Annotated in this window: 19 protein-coding genes and 1 riboswitch; of the genes, 3 read left to right on the top strand and 16 right to left on the bottom strand. The window is 45.3% G+C overall.

Annotated features, from left to right (window positions below):
* Positions 1 to 43: 43 nt before the first annotated feature.
* The gene (locus tag INT76_RS04225; RefSeq protein WP_212572518.1) at positions 44 to 466 is read left to right on the top strand and encodes an MORN repeat-containing protein; all 423 of its coding nucleotides are present in this window, start codon (positions 44 to 46) and stop codon (positions 464 to 466) included.
* Positions 456 to 2,276, top strand: coding sequence for an acyltransferase family protein (locus tag INT76_RS04230; protein WP_212572520.1), 1,821 nt, complete (start codon positions 456 to 458; stop codon positions 2,274 to 2,276). Before INT76_RS04225 ends, INT76_RS04230 begins: the two co-directional genes overlap by 11 nt.
* 36 nt (positions 2,277 to 2,312) lie before the next feature.
* Here the strand turns inward: INT76_RS04230 and INT76_RS04235 are convergent, their stop codons facing one another.
* From INT76_RS04235 to INT76_RS04305, 15 genes are all read right to left on the bottom strand, one after another.
* On the bottom strand, positions 2,313 to 2,963 hold the full coding sequence (locus INT76_RS04235; protein ID WP_212572522.1) for a phosphatase PAP2 family protein: 651 nt from the start codon (positions 2,961 to 2,963) through the stop codon (positions 2,313 to 2,315).
* A 23-nt stretch (positions 2,964 to 2,986) separates the two neighbouring features.
* Entirely contained in the window at positions 2,987 to 3,544 is a 558-nt protein-coding gene (locus INT76_RS04240; protein ID WP_212572530.1) for an ECF transporter S component, read from the bottom strand.
* A 46-nt stretch (positions 3,545 to 3,590) separates the two neighbouring features.
* Positions 3,591 to 3,764: riboswitch (FMN riboswitch) on the bottom strand.
* A gap of 75 nt (positions 3,765 to 3,839) precedes the next feature.
* Positions 3,840 to 4,382: a tRNA (cytidine(34)-2'-O)-methyltransferase gene (locus INT76_RS04245; protein WP_212572532.1), complete on the bottom strand. Its 543-nt coding sequence runs from the start codon at positions 4,380 to 4,382 to the stop codon at positions 3,840 to 3,842.
* Positions 4,383 to 4,646: 264 nt separating this feature from the next.
* Positions 4,647 to 6,428 carry an oligopeptide ABC transporter substrate-binding protein gene (locus INT76_RS04250; RefSeq protein ID WP_249116182.1) on the bottom strand — a complete coding sequence of 594 codons (1,782 nt, stop codon included), beginning with the start codon at positions 6,426 to 6,428 and terminating at the stop codon, positions 4,647 to 4,649.
* 171 nt (positions 6,429 to 6,599) lie between these two features.
* Positions 6,600 to 6,845: a membrane protein insertion efficiency factor YidD gene (gene yidD / locus INT76_RS04255; protein WP_212572534.1), complete on the bottom strand. Its 246-nt coding sequence runs from the start codon at positions 6,843 to 6,845 to the stop codon at positions 6,600 to 6,602.
* The gene (locus INT76_RS04260) at positions 6,842 to 7,576 is read right to left on the bottom strand and encodes a pseudouridine synthase (protein ID WP_212572536.1); all 735 of its coding nucleotides are present in this window, start codon (positions 7,574 to 7,576) and stop codon (positions 6,842 to 6,844) included. Before INT76_RS04260 ends, yidD begins: the two co-directional genes overlap by 4 nt.
* The gene (scpB, locus tag INT76_RS04265) at positions 7,566 to 8,135 is read right to left on the bottom strand and encodes an SMC-Scp complex subunit ScpB (protein WP_212572538.1); all 570 of its coding nucleotides are present in this window, start codon (positions 8,133 to 8,135) and stop codon (positions 7,566 to 7,568) included. Before scpB ends, INT76_RS04260 begins: the two co-directional genes overlap by 11 nt.
* Positions 8,119 to 8,838, bottom strand: a complete 720-nt coding sequence (locus INT76_RS04270) for a segregation/condensation protein A (RefSeq protein WP_212572539.1) — start codon at positions 8,836 to 8,838, stop codon at positions 8,119 to 8,121. The genes scpB and INT76_RS04270 overlap by 17 nt, the downstream gene beginning before the upstream one ends.
* Positions 8,838 to 9,569, bottom strand: coding sequence for a site-specific tyrosine recombinase XerD (xerD, locus tag INT76_RS04275; protein ID WP_212572541.1), 732 nt, complete (start codon positions 9,567 to 9,569; stop codon positions 8,838 to 8,840). The genes INT76_RS04270 and xerD overlap by 1 nt, the downstream gene beginning before the upstream one ends.
* A gap of 9 nt (positions 9,570 to 9,578) precedes the next feature.
* Positions 9,579 to 10,025, bottom strand: a complete 447-nt coding sequence (gene cbpB / locus INT76_RS04280; RefSeq protein ID WP_212572543.1) for a cyclic-di-AMP-binding protein CbpB — start codon at positions 10,023 to 10,025, stop codon at positions 9,579 to 9,581.
* Complete coding sequence (locus tag INT76_RS04285) at positions 10,022 to 10,549, bottom strand: metallophosphoesterase (RefSeq protein WP_212572551.1); 528 nt, start codon at positions 10,547 to 10,549, stop codon at positions 10,022 to 10,024. The genes cbpB and INT76_RS04285 overlap by 4 nt, the downstream gene beginning before the upstream one ends.
* Positions 10,522 to 11,508: a nucleoside-triphosphate diphosphatase gene (locus tag INT76_RS04290; protein WP_212572553.1), complete on the bottom strand. Its 987-nt coding sequence runs from the start codon at positions 11,506 to 11,508 to the stop codon at positions 10,522 to 10,524. Before INT76_RS04290 ends, INT76_RS04285 begins: the two co-directional genes overlap by 28 nt.
* Positions 11,505 to 12,299, bottom strand: coding sequence for a glutamate racemase (racE, locus tag INT76_RS04295; protein WP_212572555.1), 795 nt, complete (start codon positions 12,297 to 12,299; stop codon positions 11,505 to 11,507). Before racE ends, INT76_RS04290 begins: the two co-directional genes overlap by 4 nt.
* Positions 12,300 to 12,387: 88 nt before the next feature.
* Entirely contained in the window at positions 12,388 to 12,624 is a 237-nt protein-coding gene (locus INT76_RS04300; RefSeq protein WP_212572557.1) for a YneF family protein, read from the bottom strand.
* A gap of 168 nt (positions 12,625 to 12,792) precedes the next feature.
* Positions 12,793 to 14,040, bottom strand: coding sequence for a diaminopimelate decarboxylase (locus tag INT76_RS04305; RefSeq protein WP_212572559.1), 1,248 nt, complete (start codon positions 14,038 to 14,040; stop codon positions 12,793 to 12,795).
* 136 nt (positions 14,041 to 14,176) lie between these two features.
* Between INT76_RS04305 and pepC the strand changes: the two genes are divergently transcribed.
* On the top strand, positions 14,177 to 15,514 hold the full coding sequence (gene pepC / locus INT76_RS04310; RefSeq protein ID WP_212572562.1) for an aminopeptidase C: 1,338 nt from the start codon (positions 14,177 to 14,179) through the stop codon (positions 15,512 to 15,514).
* A 50-nt stretch (positions 15,515 to 15,564) separates the two neighbouring features.
* Here pepC and ppdK read toward each other — a convergent pair whose 3' ends face one another.
* Positions 15,565 to 18,198 carry a pyruvate, phosphate dikinase gene (ppdK, locus tag INT76_RS04315; RefSeq protein WP_212572564.1) on the bottom strand — a complete coding sequence of 878 codons (2,634 nt, stop codon included), beginning with the start codon at positions 18,196 to 18,198 and terminating at the stop codon, positions 15,565 to 15,567.
* Positions 18,199 to 18,206 lie beyond the last annotated feature (8 nt).

Genomic DNA, 18,206 nt, shown 5'->3' on the forward strand with positions numbered 1-18,206 from the left:
AAAGTGGTAGAATAAGGAGAATCAAACAGAAAGAGAAAAACCTATGAAAAAGAGTAATTCCGGTCTTCATGAATTGAATCGTTTTAAAAAATACCTGACTCGTAAAAACGGTGAGATTTTAGGCCTTATTCTGATTATTGTCTGTGCCATTTCAGTCTTTACAGGACAAATTTCTAGCGAGAAGGCCTTGACTTTAGACAACGGCAACATTCAGTACCAGGGCTACGTTCGAGCAAATAAGATGAATGGACAAGGTAAACTGACCTTTGAAAACGGAGATAGTTATGAAGGTGAGTTTAAGAATGGTGTGTTTAACGGAAAAGGCACCTTTATTTCTTCCGAAGGGTGGAAATACGAAGGAGACTTTAAAAACGGCTTAGCAGACGGACAAGGCAAGCTGACTACACAGACCAAGACTGTCTATGAGGGAACGTTTAAAGAGGGGATTTATCAGCATGCGGATTAAATGGTTTTCAGTAATACGAGTTGTAGGGCTACTCTTTGTCCTTCTTTATCACTTCTTTATCAAATATTTCTCTGGCGGCTTTGTCGGAGTCGATCTCTTTTTTACCCTATCGGGCTATCTAACCACCGCCCTTCTTATTGACGAATTCACTCAGGACAAGACCATCGACTTGGTAGGTTTTTTCCGTAGACGCCTCTACCGTATCCTACCCCCGCTCCTCCTAATGATTCTTACGGTCACCCCGTTAGCCCTCTTGGTTCGCAATGATTTCATCGCAAATATCGGCAATCAAATTGCGGTGGCGCTTGGTTTTATGACCAATATCTTTGAAATTTTAACTGGAGGAAACTACGAGAATCAATTTACCCCTCACCTCTTTGTGCATACTTGGACTCTGGCCATCGAGGTACAATTTTATCTGCTTTGGGGACTGGCCGTTTGGGGAATGACACGAATGGCCAAGTCGATTGGGCAGTTGAGAGGTTTGATTTTCCTCAGTTCATCGGCGATTTTCCTTACTAGCTTTTTGTCCATGTTCATCTCAAGTTTTTTTGTGGATAGTTATTCAACCATTTACTTCTCAACTTGGACGCATATTTTTCCTTTCTTCTTAGGAAGCATTCTGGCAACGATTGCCGGTATTAAAAATACAACCAAAGGATTCCAACGTACAATCCAACAATGGAGCAAGAAGAAGGCCTTACAGGTTTTCCTTGCCGGTTTCACCTTAGAACTTCTCCTGCTTTTTTTACTCAAGTTCAATTCAATTTGGACATACTTAATTGGTTTCCTCCTGTCCAGTATGGCAACTTCTGTGATGATTTTCGCGGCACGAGTTCTTCATGAAAAGACAGAAGAAGTCAATGAACCGCTAGCTGTCCAGTACCTAGCAGATATTTCCTACGGTTTCTACCTCTTCCACTGGCCGCTCTATCTCATTTTCTCCCAGATTTTTGGAAATATTGGCGGTGTCATTCTAACAGTAATCTTCTCTCTTCTCTTATCAACTGCCTCCTTCTACATTCTAGAACCCTATTTGGCTGGAAAAACAGGTCGGCTGTTCACATTGGAGATTGACCTCAAACCTTATACCAAATGGATTTCAATTGCTGGTGGTCTACTGGCTTTCAGCACCCTTCTCATTACACTGACAGCACCAAAACTAGGGGATTTTGATACAGAAATGCTGGTCAACAGTCTCAAGCAAGCCGACACACGCATGGCACAGACCAAAGCCAATGCAGAAAAAGGCAAGGCTTCTGGCTACGATATTGAAGAAGGGGTGACTATTATCGGAGACTCCGTTACCCTGCGCGCCACTCCTCAGTTGAACGAGCAACTTCCAGGAGCCTTTATAGATGCCCAAGGCAGCCGCAATACCCAGCAGGCCTATGAGATTTTAAAAACCAATATTGATAGCGGAACGCTTCTCAAGGACGTTGTTATCGCGACGGGGGCCAATGTCATCTATAACTATGACGAAGAATTAGATAAGATTGTCGATATTCTGCCAAACGGTTACCGTCTTATCTTGGTCACTCCTTACGATGGCAATGCCGCAACCTACGAAGATCCACTGTCAGAAAAACATGCCCAATATGTTCGCAATCTAGCCAAAAAGCACAACTTTATCACCGTCGCAGACTGGAATGCCGTTTCCAAGGCCAACCCGCAAATCTGGGTCGGCAGTGATAATGTCCACTTTGGTAGCGATGCAGAAACCACTGCTGAAGGTGGCAACCTCTTTGCTCAGACGATTAAGACTGCTTTAGAAGAAGCCGCACAAAAACCTGTAAAAGGGCAAGAATAAATAAAACTACTGAAGGACAACAATCCTTCAGTAGTTTTATTTTTGTTTGCTTTGAAAACGCCAAGTAAAGCGAATGCGATCATAAACTGAGTAGTAGAGTTCCAAAAGAAGAACAGCTAGAAGCCAGCCTCCGATAATATCTGTCGGATAATGTACTCCGATATAAATCCGTGAAAGAGCTACCAACACAGCCAGTAAAATCAGGCTGAGCTGCACAACTCGTTTGGCGAGCTGGTGTTTCATCCGTTGGTTGACAATAACGACCACAGCACCAGCCACAATCATGGTCGAGGCTGTATGCCAACTTGGGAAGGAATAACCGATGGTATCAATCAGCCATTCAATACTTGGACGGGGGCGTTGGTAGACATATTTCAGGGCAGTCGATGCCACTCCCATCCCCGCAATTGAGGCTAAAACCAAATAGGCCTCTGCCTTCCACTGTTTGCGATGAAACAGGACAATCAGCAAGAAACAGATACTAACGATAACAGAGGTATTTCCAATCACTGTAATCCTTGTCCAAAACTGGGTAGCCAAATCTGGCAGGTTTCCCCGGATAGCGGATTGGACGGCAGTATCAAAAGTTGTCAGCTGTTCTGGATAAAACTTGATAACGTAACCCAGAATAACAAGGGCTAAGGCTAAAAAAGATGCGTTTCGTAAATGTAGTTGTTTATTTTTCATATCAGTAGTCTAACAGGGAAAGTTTAAACTTTCTTTAAAATCGGCTGACTGACGCGATAAATTGGATAAAAAACAGTCGATAATAAAATTCCCTGCAAGAGATTAAAAGGAACCACCATCAAAAACAGGTAGGTCTTTACACCTAGTATTTCTCTAATATCAAAGTTAGCAAAGGCAGCATAGACCGGAATCGCATAAACATAATTCAAGACCAACATAACCGTTGTCAAGCTAAGGGTTCCTATGAGCGAGGCCAGTACATAATTCTTAAAGCTTGGCTGCTTCTGCCAAATCAAGGCAAAGGCCAAAACAAAGACTCCCATAGCGACTATGTTCATCGGCATCCCGATAACGGTCGACGGCCCTGAATTGTTCAAAAATAATTTCAAGATGGACCGAAGAATCAGGATAGAAAAGGCCGAGCGCAAGTCCAAGAGCAGCAAACCGAAGAAAATCGGTATGATGGAAAAATCAACTTCCAAAAAGCTGGCCGTTGGAATCAAGGGAAACTTTAGGTACATGAGCAGAAAAGAAACTGCTGAAAGAATGGCGATTAGTGCCATTTTGCGTGTATGTGTCATATCTTCCTCCAATTTTTACAAATTAGAGAAAAGAGAAAGGATGTCCTTTCGTCTTCTCCCATCCAGACTATACTGTCGGTTGTGGAATTTCACCACATCAGCTTGTGCTCGCGGACTTCAGAAGGGCTCTTTTTCTCTGATACGCCGTTAGGTCATCTCGTAGAAAAAAATTCCTTTTGTCACCGCCGGTCGGGAATTTCACCCTGCCCTGAAGACACCTTAATCATAACAAAAAAACCTTGCATTAGCAAGGCTGGGGTTTGACCCGTTATCTTTGATTTTCTTAATAAACGATTTACTTCAGCTTATCTACTTCATAGGTGTGGGATAATTCCAAACCCAAAAAGTTCTGCTGACGGAGTGCCTCGTAAACAACCATACAAACTGCATTTGACACGTTGAGGCTGCGGACATGTTCATCATTCATAGGAATCCGCAAGGCCTTGTCTGCATGTTGGCGCATGAACTCCTCCGGCAATCCTGTGTCCTCCCGCCCAAAGAGAAAGTAATGAATCTGGTTATCCGCATAGTCCTCCTTTGCATACACCCTCTCTGAAAACTTGGAAATCAAGTGAACCTTGCCACCTTGCGCCGCTATCATAAATTCATCCAAGCTATCGTAAAAGCGCACATCTAGCTTGTCCCAGTAATCCAAGCCAGCCCGCTTCATCTTGCGGTCATCAATGGGAAAGCCCATGGGTCTGATAATGTGGAGCGGGCTGTTCGTCGCCGCACAGGTGCGGGCAATATTGCCGGTATTTTGGGGGATCTGAGGTTCAAAGAGAACGATATGATTCTTGGCAGTTTCTTCTTGATGGGACAGGGTTTCGATATTCATGTACTCTCCTTGAAAGCATATTTTTGACAAAAAAAGAGCCACACTGCCCGGAGTCAATCTCAGCAAACAGCATGGTGAATGACGAGTCATTCACTTAACTCACAACAGGTTTGAGTTAAATCAATGATTTCGTGTAACCATTATATCACAAGCAGATTACAAGTCAAGAAAAAGAGCCTTAAAATGACAAATTTTTGAAGGAAAATGACCGTTTTTTATAGAACCTAAAAAAGAGGCAACCGATTTGGTTACCCCTTTGGATTCTTACTTAGCTGCAATACCTTCTTCTGCCGTCAATTCAATCAATTCAGCTGATCTCTTTGTTGCAGAACCGATGTAGGTATCGTAGTATTTAACACGCTTATTGACAGCCGTAATACTCTCCCGCTCAAATGTTGGAATAGCAAAGGCTTGTTCAAAGGCATACTGTTGCCATGCTTTATAGTTTTCAAAGTTGACCTTTTCATCAAAAGATTCAACTGACGAAATAGCATCCAACAGTTCTGTATTTTCATCCGACACAAAGCGAGAGTAGTTGAACATAGCTTCTGGTCCCCAAAGTGCTGTTGGATTTGGATCCAGACCAGTTGACCAAGCCGCCATATACATATCAATTCCTGCATCATTAGCTTCCACCTGGTCATAGAAGGTGTTGAATTCAATCGTACGCCCAGTAAATAGTTCAACGTTTAGACCGATTTCCTTCCACCAGCTAATGTACTGCTGAACCAGGGTCTCTTGGGTTTCTGTGCTCTTTTGGGCTGCAAGACTGATGGTAAAGCTGTTGCCGTCTGGATCTTCACGAAGACCATCTCCATCTATATCCTTATATCCCGCTTCATCCAAGAGTTGCTTGGCCTTTTCAGGATTATAGGTATAGCCCTCCATCTCCTTATCATTCAACTTACCAAAGAAGGAAATAATCAGTGAGTTGGTTGGATGGTAGAGTCCGTTGTAAAGTTTCTCACCAGCCATAGCATTGTCCAGAGCATAACCGATGGCCTGCCGTAACTTGACATTGTTCATCTTGGCATCTTGGTTCATAACATTTTTGCCAGTTTCGGCGTCGTAATGCCCCAAGTTGAAGGAAACATAATTATAGGTTCCTTGCAGACTGCCCAGCAAGGTAATGTTGGACAAATCTTTATAGGCATCTAGCTGATCAATCGGCATATCTGCAATGTCATAGTGACCAGCCTTCATTTCCGCCACAATGGTGTCAGGTGATACAACATCCATTTTCAGGCTGTCCAACTTGACTTGCCCCTTGTAGTAATACTCGTTTGGTACATAGGTAATGGACTCACCGCTGACAATTTCTTTAATCTTATAAGGTCCCATGCCGACCGTCTTTGCTGTACGAGAATACTCACTGTTTTCCCAATCTTTGACGGCAATATCCTTATAAATGTGTTTTGGCATCACCATTGCTGGCACAGCCCCTCCTGCATAAAGCATAGAAGGTGTCATTTCTTTCATGGTCAAGACAACCGTATAGTCGTCTACCTTTTCAATACCCGAGATGTTGCTTGCTGTCCCTGCAATGAACTCATCCATGCCTTCAATATTAGTATAGGTGGAGTCAAATCGGACACCTGCGTAGTCTGGACTAGCCATCTGCTCAATGGTGAAAATGTAGTCATCAATGGTAAAAGGCTGGCCATCTGACCACTTGTAATCCTTACCCGTCAAACTAACGGTGACGGTTCGCTTGTCTACATCGAACTCAGCCTTAGCTAGACCAGAATCATCCAGCTCACGGTTTTCGTCGTAGCCAAACATGGAAATATCAACCATGTCTGAAAAATTAGCATCTGCTACATTGACAACCAGCTCATCAATCAAAATACCGGTTGTTGGCGCAGAAGCAACCACCGCATAATTTAGTTGACCACCATCAATCGGTGTACCATCATGAGTCACTTCCGAAGCAAAGGACTGACTTGCTTCTTCTGTTCCACCTTGCTTTGTCTGACAGGCTACCAAAACTGCAAGTGACAAAAAACTAATTCCCGCTAGCGCGAACTGCTTTTTCATTGTATTCATACTAACCTCCCGTTTCTTATGGTTTAAACTATTTATTATTATATCACAAAGGCTCATAAATATACAGTATTTTCAGAATTTTTCAACATTTGTTCGGCTTTTGCATACCTAAAGGAGAGCAGAATAAAACGCAGGTTAACAACCGAAATACTGCAAAAAAAAAGCAGCAAATCACTCTGATTCCTGCTTATTTCTTTTTAAACTAAAGTGATCGGGCACAGGGTCTTCCCCACCTTCCACAAAGGGATGGCAGCGGCCAATGCGAGCCAGCCCCATGAGAAAGCCTTTCAAACCATGTTTGTTCAGCGCTTCAATCATATAGTTGGAACAAGTGGGGTGGTAACGACAGGTGGGCGGAAAGAGGGGCGAAATCAGGCGTTGGTATAGTCGGACAAGACCGATTAACAGCCGGCTCATTTTTTCTTTGCTACCTTAGTCACAGCAAGAGTATGAAGTTTGCTGATGTCTTTCTTGTTGAGTTTTCTGGCCTCTCCTGGTCGCAAACCGGTCAAGTCTAAGTTCCCAAAACGAGTCCGAGATAACTTATCCACCTGAAGCCCAACCGCTTCAAACATTTTTTTCACCTGATGGTTCCGTCCTTCGTGGATGGTCAACTCGATGACCGAGCGATTTTTGATAGGATCCACCTTGAGGATTTCATAGACTGCTGGCTTGGTTTTCTTGCCGTCAATCACGACACCCCGCGTCAAGGGGCGCAAAACGTCTTTGTTGGCAATTCCCTTAACTCGCGCCACATAGACCTTGTCGATTTCGTTGCGTGGGTGAATCATCTCATCGGTAAAATCGCCATCATTGGTCAAAATCAAGACACCGGATGTGTCCCAATCCAGGCGCCCTACGGGATAAATCCGCTCGCGTACATTGGGCAACAGATCGATAACCGTTGGTCGTCCCTTGTCATCAGATACACTGGAAATCACGCCTCGTGGTTTATGGAGAAGGTAGTAGACCTTTTCTTCGTTATAAATCGGCTGCCCTTCCACTTCGACCTTATCACCAGACTTGATAATAGTTCCCAGTTCACGCACCACTTGACCATTAACGGTAACCAGCCCCTGTTTAATCAGTTCTTCTGCCTTACGGCGACTGGCTACGCCTGCATGGGCAATGTATTTGTTAATTCTCATCTTCTATCTCTTTTCTTTCTACGAACAATTCTGTTTCTTCGTCAATTAGATCTAGGCTTGAAACATCCGGCAATTCTTCCAAACTGTTCATTCCCATATAATCTAGGAAATAATCTGTCGTCACATAGAGGTTGGGGCGACCGATAACCTCCTTTTTACCGTTTTCCCGAATCAGGTCAAAGGCTTGAAGCTTACTGATGGCACCGCTGGAGTTGACTCCGCGAATATCGTCTATCTCTACACGGGTAATGGGTTGCTTGTAGGCCACAATAGAAAGGGTTTCTAGAAGAGCCCGTGACATAGACTGGTTAATAGGCGTTCTAGAATAGGTTCGCAGGAGGTCTGCATAGTCTTTCTTTGTCACCAACTTATAACTATTGGAAGACTCTAACAAGGCAAGGCCTGACTGGGAATCTTCCTGATACTTGGTACTCAATTTTTCCAACTGCTGTAAGACGGCAGACGGCTGCAAGTCCAGCAATTCTGCCAAGGTTCGCACGGTCAAGCCATCTTCTCCAGCAACAAATAATAGCACCTCAATTTCAGCTAATCGACTCATCTTGACTCCTTATTAACACAATCTCTCCAAATGTTTCTGTTTGCTCCAATAAAATTTCCTGAACCTTTACTAATTCAAGGGTTGCCAAAAAGATGGTGATGATTTCGTTGAGATCACGACTCTCCTGAAAGAGCTGACGCAGGGCCAAACGAGGTGACTGGTCGAACTGCCTACGAACACGATCCATCATGTCTTCAATCTTATACTCATCTCTAGCAATGGTGGTGTGGCTCTTACGCAGTTCTTCTTGTTTCTCAGCCATAACCTTGGAAAAGGCCAAGAAGATGTCAATCACCGTCTTATCCTGAGTCAAGGTCACATCTTCATAAACCAAGTCTAGTTTAGGCTTGGAATAATACTGGGCCCGTTCATCATGCTGTTTCCCCAGTTCCTGACTCAGGACTTTGAACTTACGGTACTCTTCTAATTGATCCAAGAGTTCCTGCTCTGGATCCACCTCATCTTCTACTTGTTCCACCACCTTGGGAAGAAGCCGCCGGCTCTTAATCAGCATGAGCTGGCTGGCCATAAGCATGTATTCTCCTGCCACTTCTAGGCGCATAGCTTGTAAAGTGGCAATATAGGACAAATACTGCTCGATAACTTCTGTAATAGGAACTTGGTAAATATCCACCTGATACTTAGAAACCAGATGCAGGAGCAAATCCAGAGGTCCCTCAAAATCTTTTAACTTAATATCCATTATCTGTATTTTTCTAAACTCATACTTGTTTTTAAGCCCAAAAGTTTGGCAACTTCTTCAAGACTCTTACCAGCATCCAGCTGACCCAAAATATACTGCTCTCTCAGGAACTGAGCAGTCCACTCTCTTTTTCCAATCAAGCGGAGGAAAGCTGCTAAACGGTTAAATAACCATTGGCGAGAATAGGTCTGTCCTTTTTTATCAAAAAGGTAGGTTCCTGAAAAAGGGCCTTTCAAATAAGGTATCAAATCCTTAGGCAGCGAAAGGATCCGCTTGCGGTTGCTCTTTTGAACGGTTAACACCTGAAAATCAAGATTGATGTCTTGTAGCCTAATCTCTCCAATCTCACTGGGCAGCAAACCCAAGTAGGCGATGAGAAGCGCGATTAACTGCCCGTTTTTTTCACTGGTTTCCTGCCAAAGCAGGCTCAAGTTCGCTCTGGTCTTTTGAGGACGTTTCGCCAGTACAGTCTGCTGCAATTTGAGCTTGTAGAACTTATCCAGCTGACCGTCTTCATATAAAAAATAGAGGAATTGGTTGACCGCTGATAACTTACGTTTTTGAGCGGCAGGCTTCAAGTCCTGTAAAAAGAGCTGGTAAGCAGCCAATTCTTGAGGACTGACCGTTTCGTGGCAGAGCTCTACAAACTGCCGCAGGTCGTAAAAATAAGCTGATTGCGAATGCGGAGATAGTTTTTTCTGAGCGATAAAGCGGGTAATGGCTTGATTCATTGTTGTCGGTTACTTCTTATCCTGATAAAAGTTGTGTAAGAGGGCATTGACTGCCTTGAGGATGGACTTGCGGGTGATGATTCCCAGAAATTCTCTGTCCTTGCCCACAACTGGAAGGAAGGGTTCGTCAACTAGTTTTCTCATCACCTCAGCTAAATCATAGTCCTCTTCAACTGTTGCCACATCGGTCTTTGCAACCACCGAAATGTCTTCTGTCAATTCATCATCGGATAGTTCATGCTCCGCCTGATAGAGCATGATTTCTCGCAGGCCAATCGTGCCATAAAAGCGATTGTCTTCTGTCACTACTGGTACCCGCGAATAGGTCATGTGGCTGAGCAGGAGCTTGGCATGGTCGATATTATGTGTATCAATAATCACCGCCAGTTTGTCTGCAGGTGTCAAAAAGGTATCTTCTTGAGCCAGTAAAAAGGTTTCAAATTCATGTGCAATCATCGTGGAAAATCCTTTGTCAATGGGGAATAGAGCTGATGGTTTCGCGTGTAAAATTCAACGTGAAATAAGTCATCTGTAATCGTAACTAAAGCGTAGAGCTTCTCTCTAATCATTCCTCTAGGATGGCTGACAGAACCGGGATTGAGAAAGAGCGTCTTGCCTCTGACAGTGGCATCCGGAATATGCAGGTGACCGTATAGACAAATATCCGCATCCAGTTCCTGAGCCCAATAATCCAGGTTCTGCCAGGTGTAGTTGATTCGATAGAGGTGACCATGGGTCTGAGCGATGGTGAGATCTCCCATCCTAACTTTGAGACTGGCTGGGAAATTCCCATAATAATCGCAATTGCCTTCGACAACTTGAATCCCTTCCCAGATAGGGTCCTCGCTATCCAACTCGGAATCTCCGTTGTGAAAAATGGCATCAACCTTACCGCTATAGCGGTCTTTCAACTCTTGGACAACAGCCCTGTCTCCATGTGAGTCACTCATGACTAGGATTGTTTTGCTTGTGCTTGCCATACAGGAAAGGCCTCCAGTAATTTTTCTAGTGCTTGAGCACGGTGGGAAATTTTATTTTTTTCTTCTAGGCTAAGTTCTGCAGAGGTTCTTCCAGTTTCGCCGACCAAAAAGAGTGGGTCATAACCAAAACCATGTTCTCCCCGTGGACTCGTGCCGATATAGCCTGCCCAGTCAGCTTCAACGACCAGACTTTCTCGATCAGGTGCTGCCATGACAAGGGTACAGTGGAATTGGGCAGACCTGTCCTTCTTCTCAAATACCATGGCCAATTCGTGGAGGAGCTTAGCGTTGTTGCTAGCATCCGTCGCATCTGGGCCCGAAAAACGAGCAGACCAGACGCCTGGAAGACCGCCGAGCTTATCTACTTTTAGGCCGGAATCATCTGCCAAGACCATCTTCCCTGTCAGTTGGGCGATGGTTTCTGCCTTGAGGCGGGCGTTTTCTTCAAATGTCAGACCGGTTTCTGCTACATCTGGCAACTCGGGGTAGTCGTTTAGGTTTTCCACTTGGTAACCTAGTTTCTCAAAGAAATTGCGAAATTCCTTGGTCTTCCCTTCGTTTTTGGTAGCAATCAGGATGCTATCACCGATTGGTCGCTTCTGGTTTTCTCTACCAAAGAAACTCTCTAAGGGCACTCCTTCTGAAGGAAGTTCTGCTAGGATTAGCTGTTCTCCTTCTGTAATCAAGAGGGCTCCCTGATGCTGAATAAGGCTCAATTGGCGGCCCATTTCCTGCTGGATGATATCCAGAAGAAATTGGAAAAAAGAAGCCTTGGAGGAGAGGGTAACAATATGAACTTCTAATTCCTTTTCTTTCATCAGTTCCATTAGGCGATGAAAGGAAACTCGGAGTTCCTCATCATCCTGTACTCTTCCAAAATGGGTCAGACAACTCCAATCTGCGCATTTTCCGATAAACCAGTTCTGTGCATCTTTGTATTCATAGATTTTGTCTGTCATAATTCTACATGCTCCACATCAATGTCTTTGCCCAGCCAGTTTTCTGCAATCAAACGAAAGGCGACTGGACTGGCAGTTGTATAAAAACGATGATTCAACGGCTCTTCTGTCCGGCTGTGATTGATTTCAAAATAGTTGAGCAGGACAGAAATATCCCGCGCACACTCTGCTCCGCTGTCAATAAGGGTCACGTCCTTGCCCATCACATTCTGGATAATAGGACGTAAAAGCGGGTAATGGGTACAGCCCAAGACGACCGTATCAACCTTTCCCGCCATCCCACGAAGGGTTTCATACACCACTTTCTTAGCCAGGCTAGACTGGTAGTTGTTGGATTCTACCAGAGGAACAAATTTAGGGCAGGCCAAACTTTCAACCTGGGCAGCAGGTGAAAGGGCCTGTATTTTTTTCCGATAACTATCCATCTGAATGGTCATAGCCGTTCCCAATACGCCAATGCGGCCTGACTTAGAGGCCTTGATGGCTGCTGAGGCTCCCGGAAGGATGACTCCCAGCACTGGAATATCCAGTTTGGCCTTAACTTCCTCCCAGGCAACTGCTGTTGCTGTATTGCAGGCAAAGACGATCATCTTGACATTCTTGGTCAGAAGAAAGTTGACCAGCTGCCAGGTATATTCTTTAATCTGTTGGGCTGGTCGGGGTCCGTAAGGGGCTCTGGCCGAGTCGCCGATGTATACAATTTCTTCGTGAGGCAGCTGACGCATCAGCTCCCGGGCCACCGTCAAACCACCCACACCCGAATCTAAAAATCCAATAGGTCGATTGTCCATACTACTTTCCTAGGCCTTGATGTTTCTTTGGGCCTGTTCCTTCTTGAAACGAAAAGGACTTGGGAGTGTCTCCCAGTCCCATTTATTCTTATTTTTTCTTAGTTGCAACCTTTTGTTGGCTCTTGATTTGACGAAGCACTTGCTGAACCTTAGCCTCACTTGGCTTTTGTCCCATCTGGCTCATCATGGTACGAAGAGCATTTTCATCCAAAATTGGCTTATCTGCAATAAACTTTTCAACCTGTTTACGGGAAAGGAAAATCCCCAAAAACACACCGCCCGCAAAGGCTAATACAATCAATAGAATTGCAAGACCAATATTCATATTCTAACAATCTCCTAACTTTTTTCTGTTTCGTTGGTATGTCAAACTGCTGCACACGCTCTTTATTCTTGCTCTGCAGATACTGGGTTGCAGATGGATGAGTAAAAAGCAGTTGAAGCAAATCTTCACTCCCTACATTATAACAAATTTACACTTTTTTTCCAAGACTTACCTGTCAAAATCGAAGCCGTAAATCGTTGCAAAATAATCTTCCGGAGTTTCTGCTCGACGAATCATCCGCGCCTGACCATCTTCTGTAAGGAGAATCTCGGCAGAACGCAGGCGGCCGTTGTAGTTGTAGCCCATCGAAAAGCCGTGTGCGCCTGTATCGTGGATGACTAAGGTATCTCCAACTTCAGCTCTTGGCAGAGAGCGATTCACTGCAAACTTATCATTATTTTCGCAGAGTGAACCAGCCACATCCACCACTTCAAGCGGAGCATCTGGTCGCGTGATATTGGTAATATGGTGGTAGGCCCCGTAGAAGGCTGGGCGCATGAGATTGGCTGCCGAAGCATCTACCCCTATATAAGTGCGATAAGTTTCCTTGCGGTGAAGAACCTTGGTAATGAGATGGCCATGAGGAGCCAGCATGAAGCGTCCTAGTTCTGTGAAAATCTTAACATCCCCTAGACCGTTCGGAGTCAGAATTTCCTCATATACCTTACGGACGCCCTCGCCAATACGGGCAATATCATTTGGCTCTTGATCTGGATGGTAGTCAACTCCGATTCCACCTGACAAATTGATAAAGTCTAAGCTAACACCTGTTTCCTCTCGGATTTCCAAGGCCAAGTCAAAAAGTTGGCGAGCCAGTTCGGGATAGTAATCATTGGTGACAGTATTCGATGCCAAAAAAGCATGGATACCGAACTGTTTCACTCCCAGTTCTTTCAAATCCTTGTAACCCTGAAGAAGTTGAGATTTGGTCATGCCAAACTTGGACTCCTCTGGATGATCCATGATGTCGGTTCCCAAAGAAAAGATACCACCAGGGTTGTAGCGCAGGCAAACCGTTTCTGGAATCCCTGCCACATCTCTTAGAAAGGCAATATGTTCATAGGCGTCCAAATTGATGGTCGCACCAACCTGCCTTGCATAGACAAATTCTTGAGCCTGAGTATCATTTGAGGTAAACATGATGTCTGTGAAGCCCATCTTAGCACTCATCAAGACCTCCACATCCGTCGCACAGTCCACCCCACAACCTTCTTCTTGAAGGATCTTCAAAATGGCTGGAGTCGGCGTCGCCTTCACGGCAAAATATTCCTTAAATCCCTTGTTCCATGAAAAGGCAGCGTGCAGGGCACGCGCTTTTTCGCGTATTCCCTTTTCATCGTAGAGGTGGAAGGGGGTTGGAAATTGCTCAGTGATGGTAGCTAGGGTTTCTTTGCTGATAAATGGTTGTTTGGTCATCTCTCTACCTCGTCAAATTTTTTACCATTATACCATAAAAAGAGGGGATAGGCATTTCTTTCAACCAATTTCGCTTTCGGCTTGCAAAATAAACAGCAAGTTCTATAATGGGTATTAAGAAAGAAAGGAGTTCGTTATGTTTGAACTAGAACCATCATTTACTGACAAACTCTATGCTGATTATCTGGCCAATCCCAAATATCGTGCAATGGAAAACGCCATCAGTCACAACGGTTTGTTGAAGTCCTTGGAAACACGCCAAAGTGCCGTAGAAAACGATCCTGTTTTCTCCATTGATGTGACCAAAGATAAGGTTTCCGACCAAAAGGCTTCCGGCCGTTGCTGGATGTTTGCCGCCCTCAATACCTTCCGCCACAAGCTCATCAGCGAATTCAAGCTGGAAGATTTTGAACTGTCACAGGCCCACACCTTCTTCTGGGATAAGTATGAAAAATCCAACTGGTTTCTTGAACAAATTATTGCCACTGCGGATCAGGAGTTAGATAGCCGTAAGGTCAAATTCCTTCTGGATACTCCCCAACAAGATGGGGGTCAGTGGGATATGGTCGTAGCTCTTTTTGAGAAATACGGAGTGGTACCAAAGTCTGTCTACCCTGAGTCTATCTCTTCCAGCAATAGTCGCGAACTCAACCAATACCTCAACAAATTGCTGCGTCAGGACGCCCAGATCTTACGGCAATTGATTGAAAACGGGGCCAACCTTCCTCAGGTCAAGGCCAAAAAAGAAGATCTTCTTCAAGAAATCTTCAATTTCTTAGCCATGAACCTAGGGCTTCCCCCACGCTCTTTTGACTTTGCCTACCGCGATAAGGACAACGCTTATCATAGCGACAAAGACCTGACACCGCAAGTCTTCTACGAACGCTATGTCGGTTTGAAACTGGCAGACTATGTATCCGTCATCAATGCACCGACCAGTGACAAGCCATATGGAAAATCCTATACTGTTGAACTGCTGGGGAATGTGGTTGGAAGTCCTGCTGTACGCTATCTCAATTTGGAAATGGACCGATTGAAAGAACTAGCTATTGCCCAGTTAAAAACAGGTGAATCTGTTTGGTTTGGTTCAGATGTCGGTCAATCAAGCGACCGTCAGACAGGCGTAATGGCAATCAATACTTATGATTTCCAATCCAGCATGGACATCCAACTAACCCAAGACAAGGCAGGGCGTTTGGATTATGCTGAAAGTCTGATGACGCACGCCATGGTATTAACAGGTGTTGATTTAGATCAGGCTGGCCGTTCACTCAAATGGAAGGTAGAAAATTCTTGGGGTGACAAGGTTGGTCAGAAAGGCTATTTCGTTGCTTCTGACAAGTGGATGGATGAGTATACTTACCAAATTGTTGTCCGCAAAGACCTATTGACCGCTGAAGAATTAGCCGCCTATCAGGCCCAGCCTCAGGTACTCGCTCCTTGGGATCCAATGGGGGCCTTAGCCAACTTATGACAGATAGATAAAGAGTTAGAGGCGCACCTCTAACTCTTTTTGCATGTGATTTACTTATCTAACCAAATCTGTCGTTCTTTCTTTATCTGGCTTTGAGCAGCAGCCAAACGGGCTATCAGAACCCGATAAGGCGAACAGGAAACGTAGTCTAGTCCTAGGTCTGAGCACCGCTCAATGGACACTGGATCGCCGCCGTGTTCTCCACAGATACCGATGGCTATTTCAGGGTTCACAGACCGCGCTTTTTCGATTGCCAGTTTCATCAGTTCCAAAACGCCCGATTCATCCAGACTAACAAATGGATCCTGCGGCAGAATCTGCTTGTCCAAGTAAGATTCTAGGAACTTGCTGGCATCATCGCGAGAGTAACCATAGGTCATCTGGGTCAAGTCGTTGGTTCCAAAGCTAAAGAAGGCTGCCTGAGTTGCGAGCTGGTCTGCTGTCAGACAGGCACGCGGAATTTCGATCATGCTGCCAATGCTGTAATCAAACCGCAAGCCTGCTTGCTCCATCTCCTCTTCCAGACAGGTCTGAATCAGATTCTTGAGGTAGGTCAGCTCCTTATCGATCCCAACCAGAGGAATCATAATATCCGCCTGAACAGGAGTTCCCTCCTTACGCGCCTTGAGAGCTGCTCTGGCAATGGCTCTCGCCTGCATCAGATAAATTTCTGGATAGGTAATCCCCAAACGGCAGCCGCGATGCCCCATCATAGGATTGAATTCTGCCAAGGAATGGAGCTGCCGCTTGAGAGCTACAAGGCTAACCCCCAAATCTGCTGCCAAGCTAGCGATTTGCTCCTCCTCTTTTGGAAGAAATTCATGTAAAGGTGGATCTAAGAGCCGAATGGTGAGATGACGTCCTTCCATAACCTTAAACATCTGATAAAAATCATCCCGCTGGAAGGGTTCCAAGCGGTCGAGGTAGACGCTACGCTCCTCGCTGGACTTAGCTAAAATCATCTGGCGAACAGTCCGAATACGTTCTTCTTCAAAGAACATGTGTTCTGTCCGGCAAAGACCGATTCCTTCTGCACCAAAGCCCAGACCGGTTTTGGCATCTGCTGCATTGTCAGCGTTGACATACACCTTGAGAGGACGAATGCGGTCTGCCCACGTCATCAGCTCTTGGAAATGTTCGTCATGACTATCTTGGGAAGTTTCCAAAGCTCCTAAGTAGACCTTGCCAGTTGCTCCATCAATAGACAACACATCCCCTTCATGAAGCAGATGAGGACCAACCCTTACGGTCTTTGTTGTTTCATCAATTTGCAGGGCTTGGCAGCCACAAACGCAGGATTTCCCCATTCCACGCGCAACCACCGCCGCGTGAGAAGTCATACCTCCACGGCTGGTCAGAATGGCCTGAGCAGAAACCATTCCTTCAATGTCCTCGGGCGAGGTTTCCTCTCGCACCAAAATCACCTTTTCCTGCTTAGCGGCCTTGGTTGCTTCTTCTGCTGTAAAGTAAATTTTCCCACTTGCCGCACCTGGAGAGGCAGCAAGTCCTGTCGCTAGCAACTCCGCTCCTGCTAGACTGTCTGGCCTGAATTGAGGATGGAGGAGTTGGTTAATCTCTTGAGCCGACAGGCGCAACAAGGCTTCTTGCTTGTCGATAATCCCCTCTTTCACCAGATCCACAGCAACTCGCACTGCGGCCTTAGCGGTCCGTTTGGCATTGCGGGTCTGTAGGAGATAGAGTTTGCCTTCCTCAATAGTAAATTCAATGTCCTGCATATCTTGATAGTGGCGCTCTAACTCTTCTACTAGGCCTAGCAATTCTTGGTATTGGGCTGGTTTGTCTTCTTTCAAATTAGCGATACTCTTTGGCGTTCGGATGCCCGCCACCACATCCTCGCCTTGGGCGTTGATAAGGTATTCCCCAAACAATTCTCGGCTGCCGTCAACCGGGTTGCGGCTAAAACAAACACCTGTTCCAGACTCATCTCCCCGATTACCAAAAACCATGGCCTGTATATTTACGGCGGTTCCTAGACTATCACTGATTTGATGCAGCCTGCGGTAGACCTTGGCCCTGTTGTTATTCCAGGATCGAAAGACTGCTTCGATGGCTAAGAAGAGCTGTTCCTCCACATCTTGCGGAAATGTTCTTCCAGTTTGCGCCAGAAAAATCACCTTGAACTCCTGCACAATCTGTCTAAGTTCATGAGCTGGAATATCCTTGTCTTCGGGATAGCCCTTTTCGGCCTTGATGCGGGATAACACCTGTTCAAAATGGAACTTTTCAACCCCCATCACCACGTCTGAAAACATTTGGATGAAGCGACGATAACTGTCAAAGGCAAATTTTTCATCCTGTTGTTGAGCCAAGGCTTCGACAACCTGATCATTGAGCCCCAAATTGAGTACCGTATCCATCATGCCTGGCATAGAAAAAACGGCACCACTGCGAACAGATACCAAAAGCGGATTTTCCAAACTTCCCAGTACCTTGCCCATCTCCTCTTCCAAGCCCTGAAGATGTTCCTTAACCTCTGCTATCAGACTGTCAAAGAGTTGCCCATCATGAGTATAATAGGCATTGCAGGCTTCTGTTGTGATGGTAAAACCCGGTGGCACCCGCACTCCTAGACCGACCATTTCAGCTAGGTTGGCCCCTTTGCCACCCAAGAGATGCTTCATCTCCTTGTTGCCTTCCTGAAAACGATAAACCAATTTTGCCATGGTGACCT

It is taken from the genome of Streptococcus oriscaviae (assembly GCF_018137985.1).
Classification (GTDB): Bacteria; Bacillota; Bacilli; order Lactobacillales; family Streptococcaceae; genus Streptococcus; species Streptococcus oriscaviae.

Bases quoted from the DNA above. Each gene is read 5' to 3' on its own strand.
- INT76_RS04225 (WP_212572518.1), top strand. From the start codon at position 44: ATGAAAAAGAGTAATTCCGGTCTTCATGAATTGAATCGTTTTAAAAAA.
- INT76_RS04230 (WP_212572520.1), top strand. From the start codon at position 456: ATGCGGATTAAATGGTTTTCAGTAATACGAGTTGTAGGGCTACTCTTT.
- INT76_RS04235 (WP_212572522.1), bottom strand. From the start codon at position 2,963: ATGAAAAATAAACAACTACATTTACGAAACGCATCTTTTTTAGCCTTA.
- INT76_RS04240 (WP_212572530.1), bottom strand. From the start codon at position 3,544: ATGACACATACACGCAAAATGGCACTAATCGCCATTCTTTCAGCAGTT.
- INT76_RS04245 (WP_212572532.1), bottom strand. From the start codon at position 4,382: ATGAATATCGAAACCCTGTCCCATCAAGAAGAAACTGCCAAGAATCAT.
- INT76_RS04250 (WP_249116182.1), bottom strand. From the start codon at position 6,428: ATGAATACAATGAAAAAGCAGTTCGCGCTAGCGGGAATTAGTTTTTTG.
- yidD (WP_212572534.1), bottom strand. From the start codon at position 6,845: ATGAGCCGGCTGTTAATCGGTCTTGTCCGACTATACCAACGCCTGATT.
- INT76_RS04260 (WP_212572536.1), bottom strand. From the start codon at position 7,576: ATGAGAATTAACAAATACATTGCCCATGCAGGCGTAGCCAGTCGCCGT.
- scpB (WP_212572538.1), bottom strand. From the start codon at position 8,135: ATGAGTCGATTAGCTGAAATTGAGGTGCTATTATTTGTTGCTGGAGAA.
- INT76_RS04270 (WP_212572539.1), bottom strand. From the start codon at position 8,838: ATGGATATTAAGTTAAAAGATTTTGAGGGACCTCTGGATTTGCTCCTG.
- xerD (WP_212572541.1), bottom strand. From the start codon at position 9,569: ATGAATCAAGCCATTACCCGCTTTATCGCTCAGAAAAAACTATCTCCG.
- cbpB (WP_212572543.1), bottom strand. From the start codon at position 10,025: ATGATTGCACATGAATTTGAAACCTTTTTACTGGCTCAAGAAGATACC.
- INT76_RS04285 (WP_212572551.1), bottom strand. From the start codon at position 10,549: ATGGCAAGCACAAGCAAAACAATCCTAGTCATGAGTGACTCACATGGA.
- INT76_RS04290 (WP_212572553.1), bottom strand. From the start codon at position 11,508: ATGACAGACAAAATCTATGAATACAAAGATGCACAGAACTGGTTTATC.
- racE (WP_212572555.1), bottom strand. From the start codon at position 12,299: ATGGACAATCGACCTATTGGATTTTTAGATTCGGGTGTGGGTGGTTTG.
- INT76_RS04300 (WP_212572557.1), bottom strand. From the start codon at position 12,624: ATGAATATTGGTCTTGCAATTCTATTGATTGTATTAGCCTTTGCGGGC.
- INT76_RS04305 (WP_212572559.1), bottom strand. From the start codon at position 14,040: ATGACCAAACAACCATTTATCAGCAAAGAAACCCTAGCTACCATCACT.
- pepC (WP_212572562.1), top strand. From the start codon at position 14,177: ATGTTTGAACTAGAACCATCATTTACTGACAAACTCTATGCTGATTAT.
- ppdK (WP_212572564.1), bottom strand. From the start codon at position 18,198: ATGGCAAAATTGGTTTATCGTTTTCAGGAAGGCAACAAGGAGATGAAG.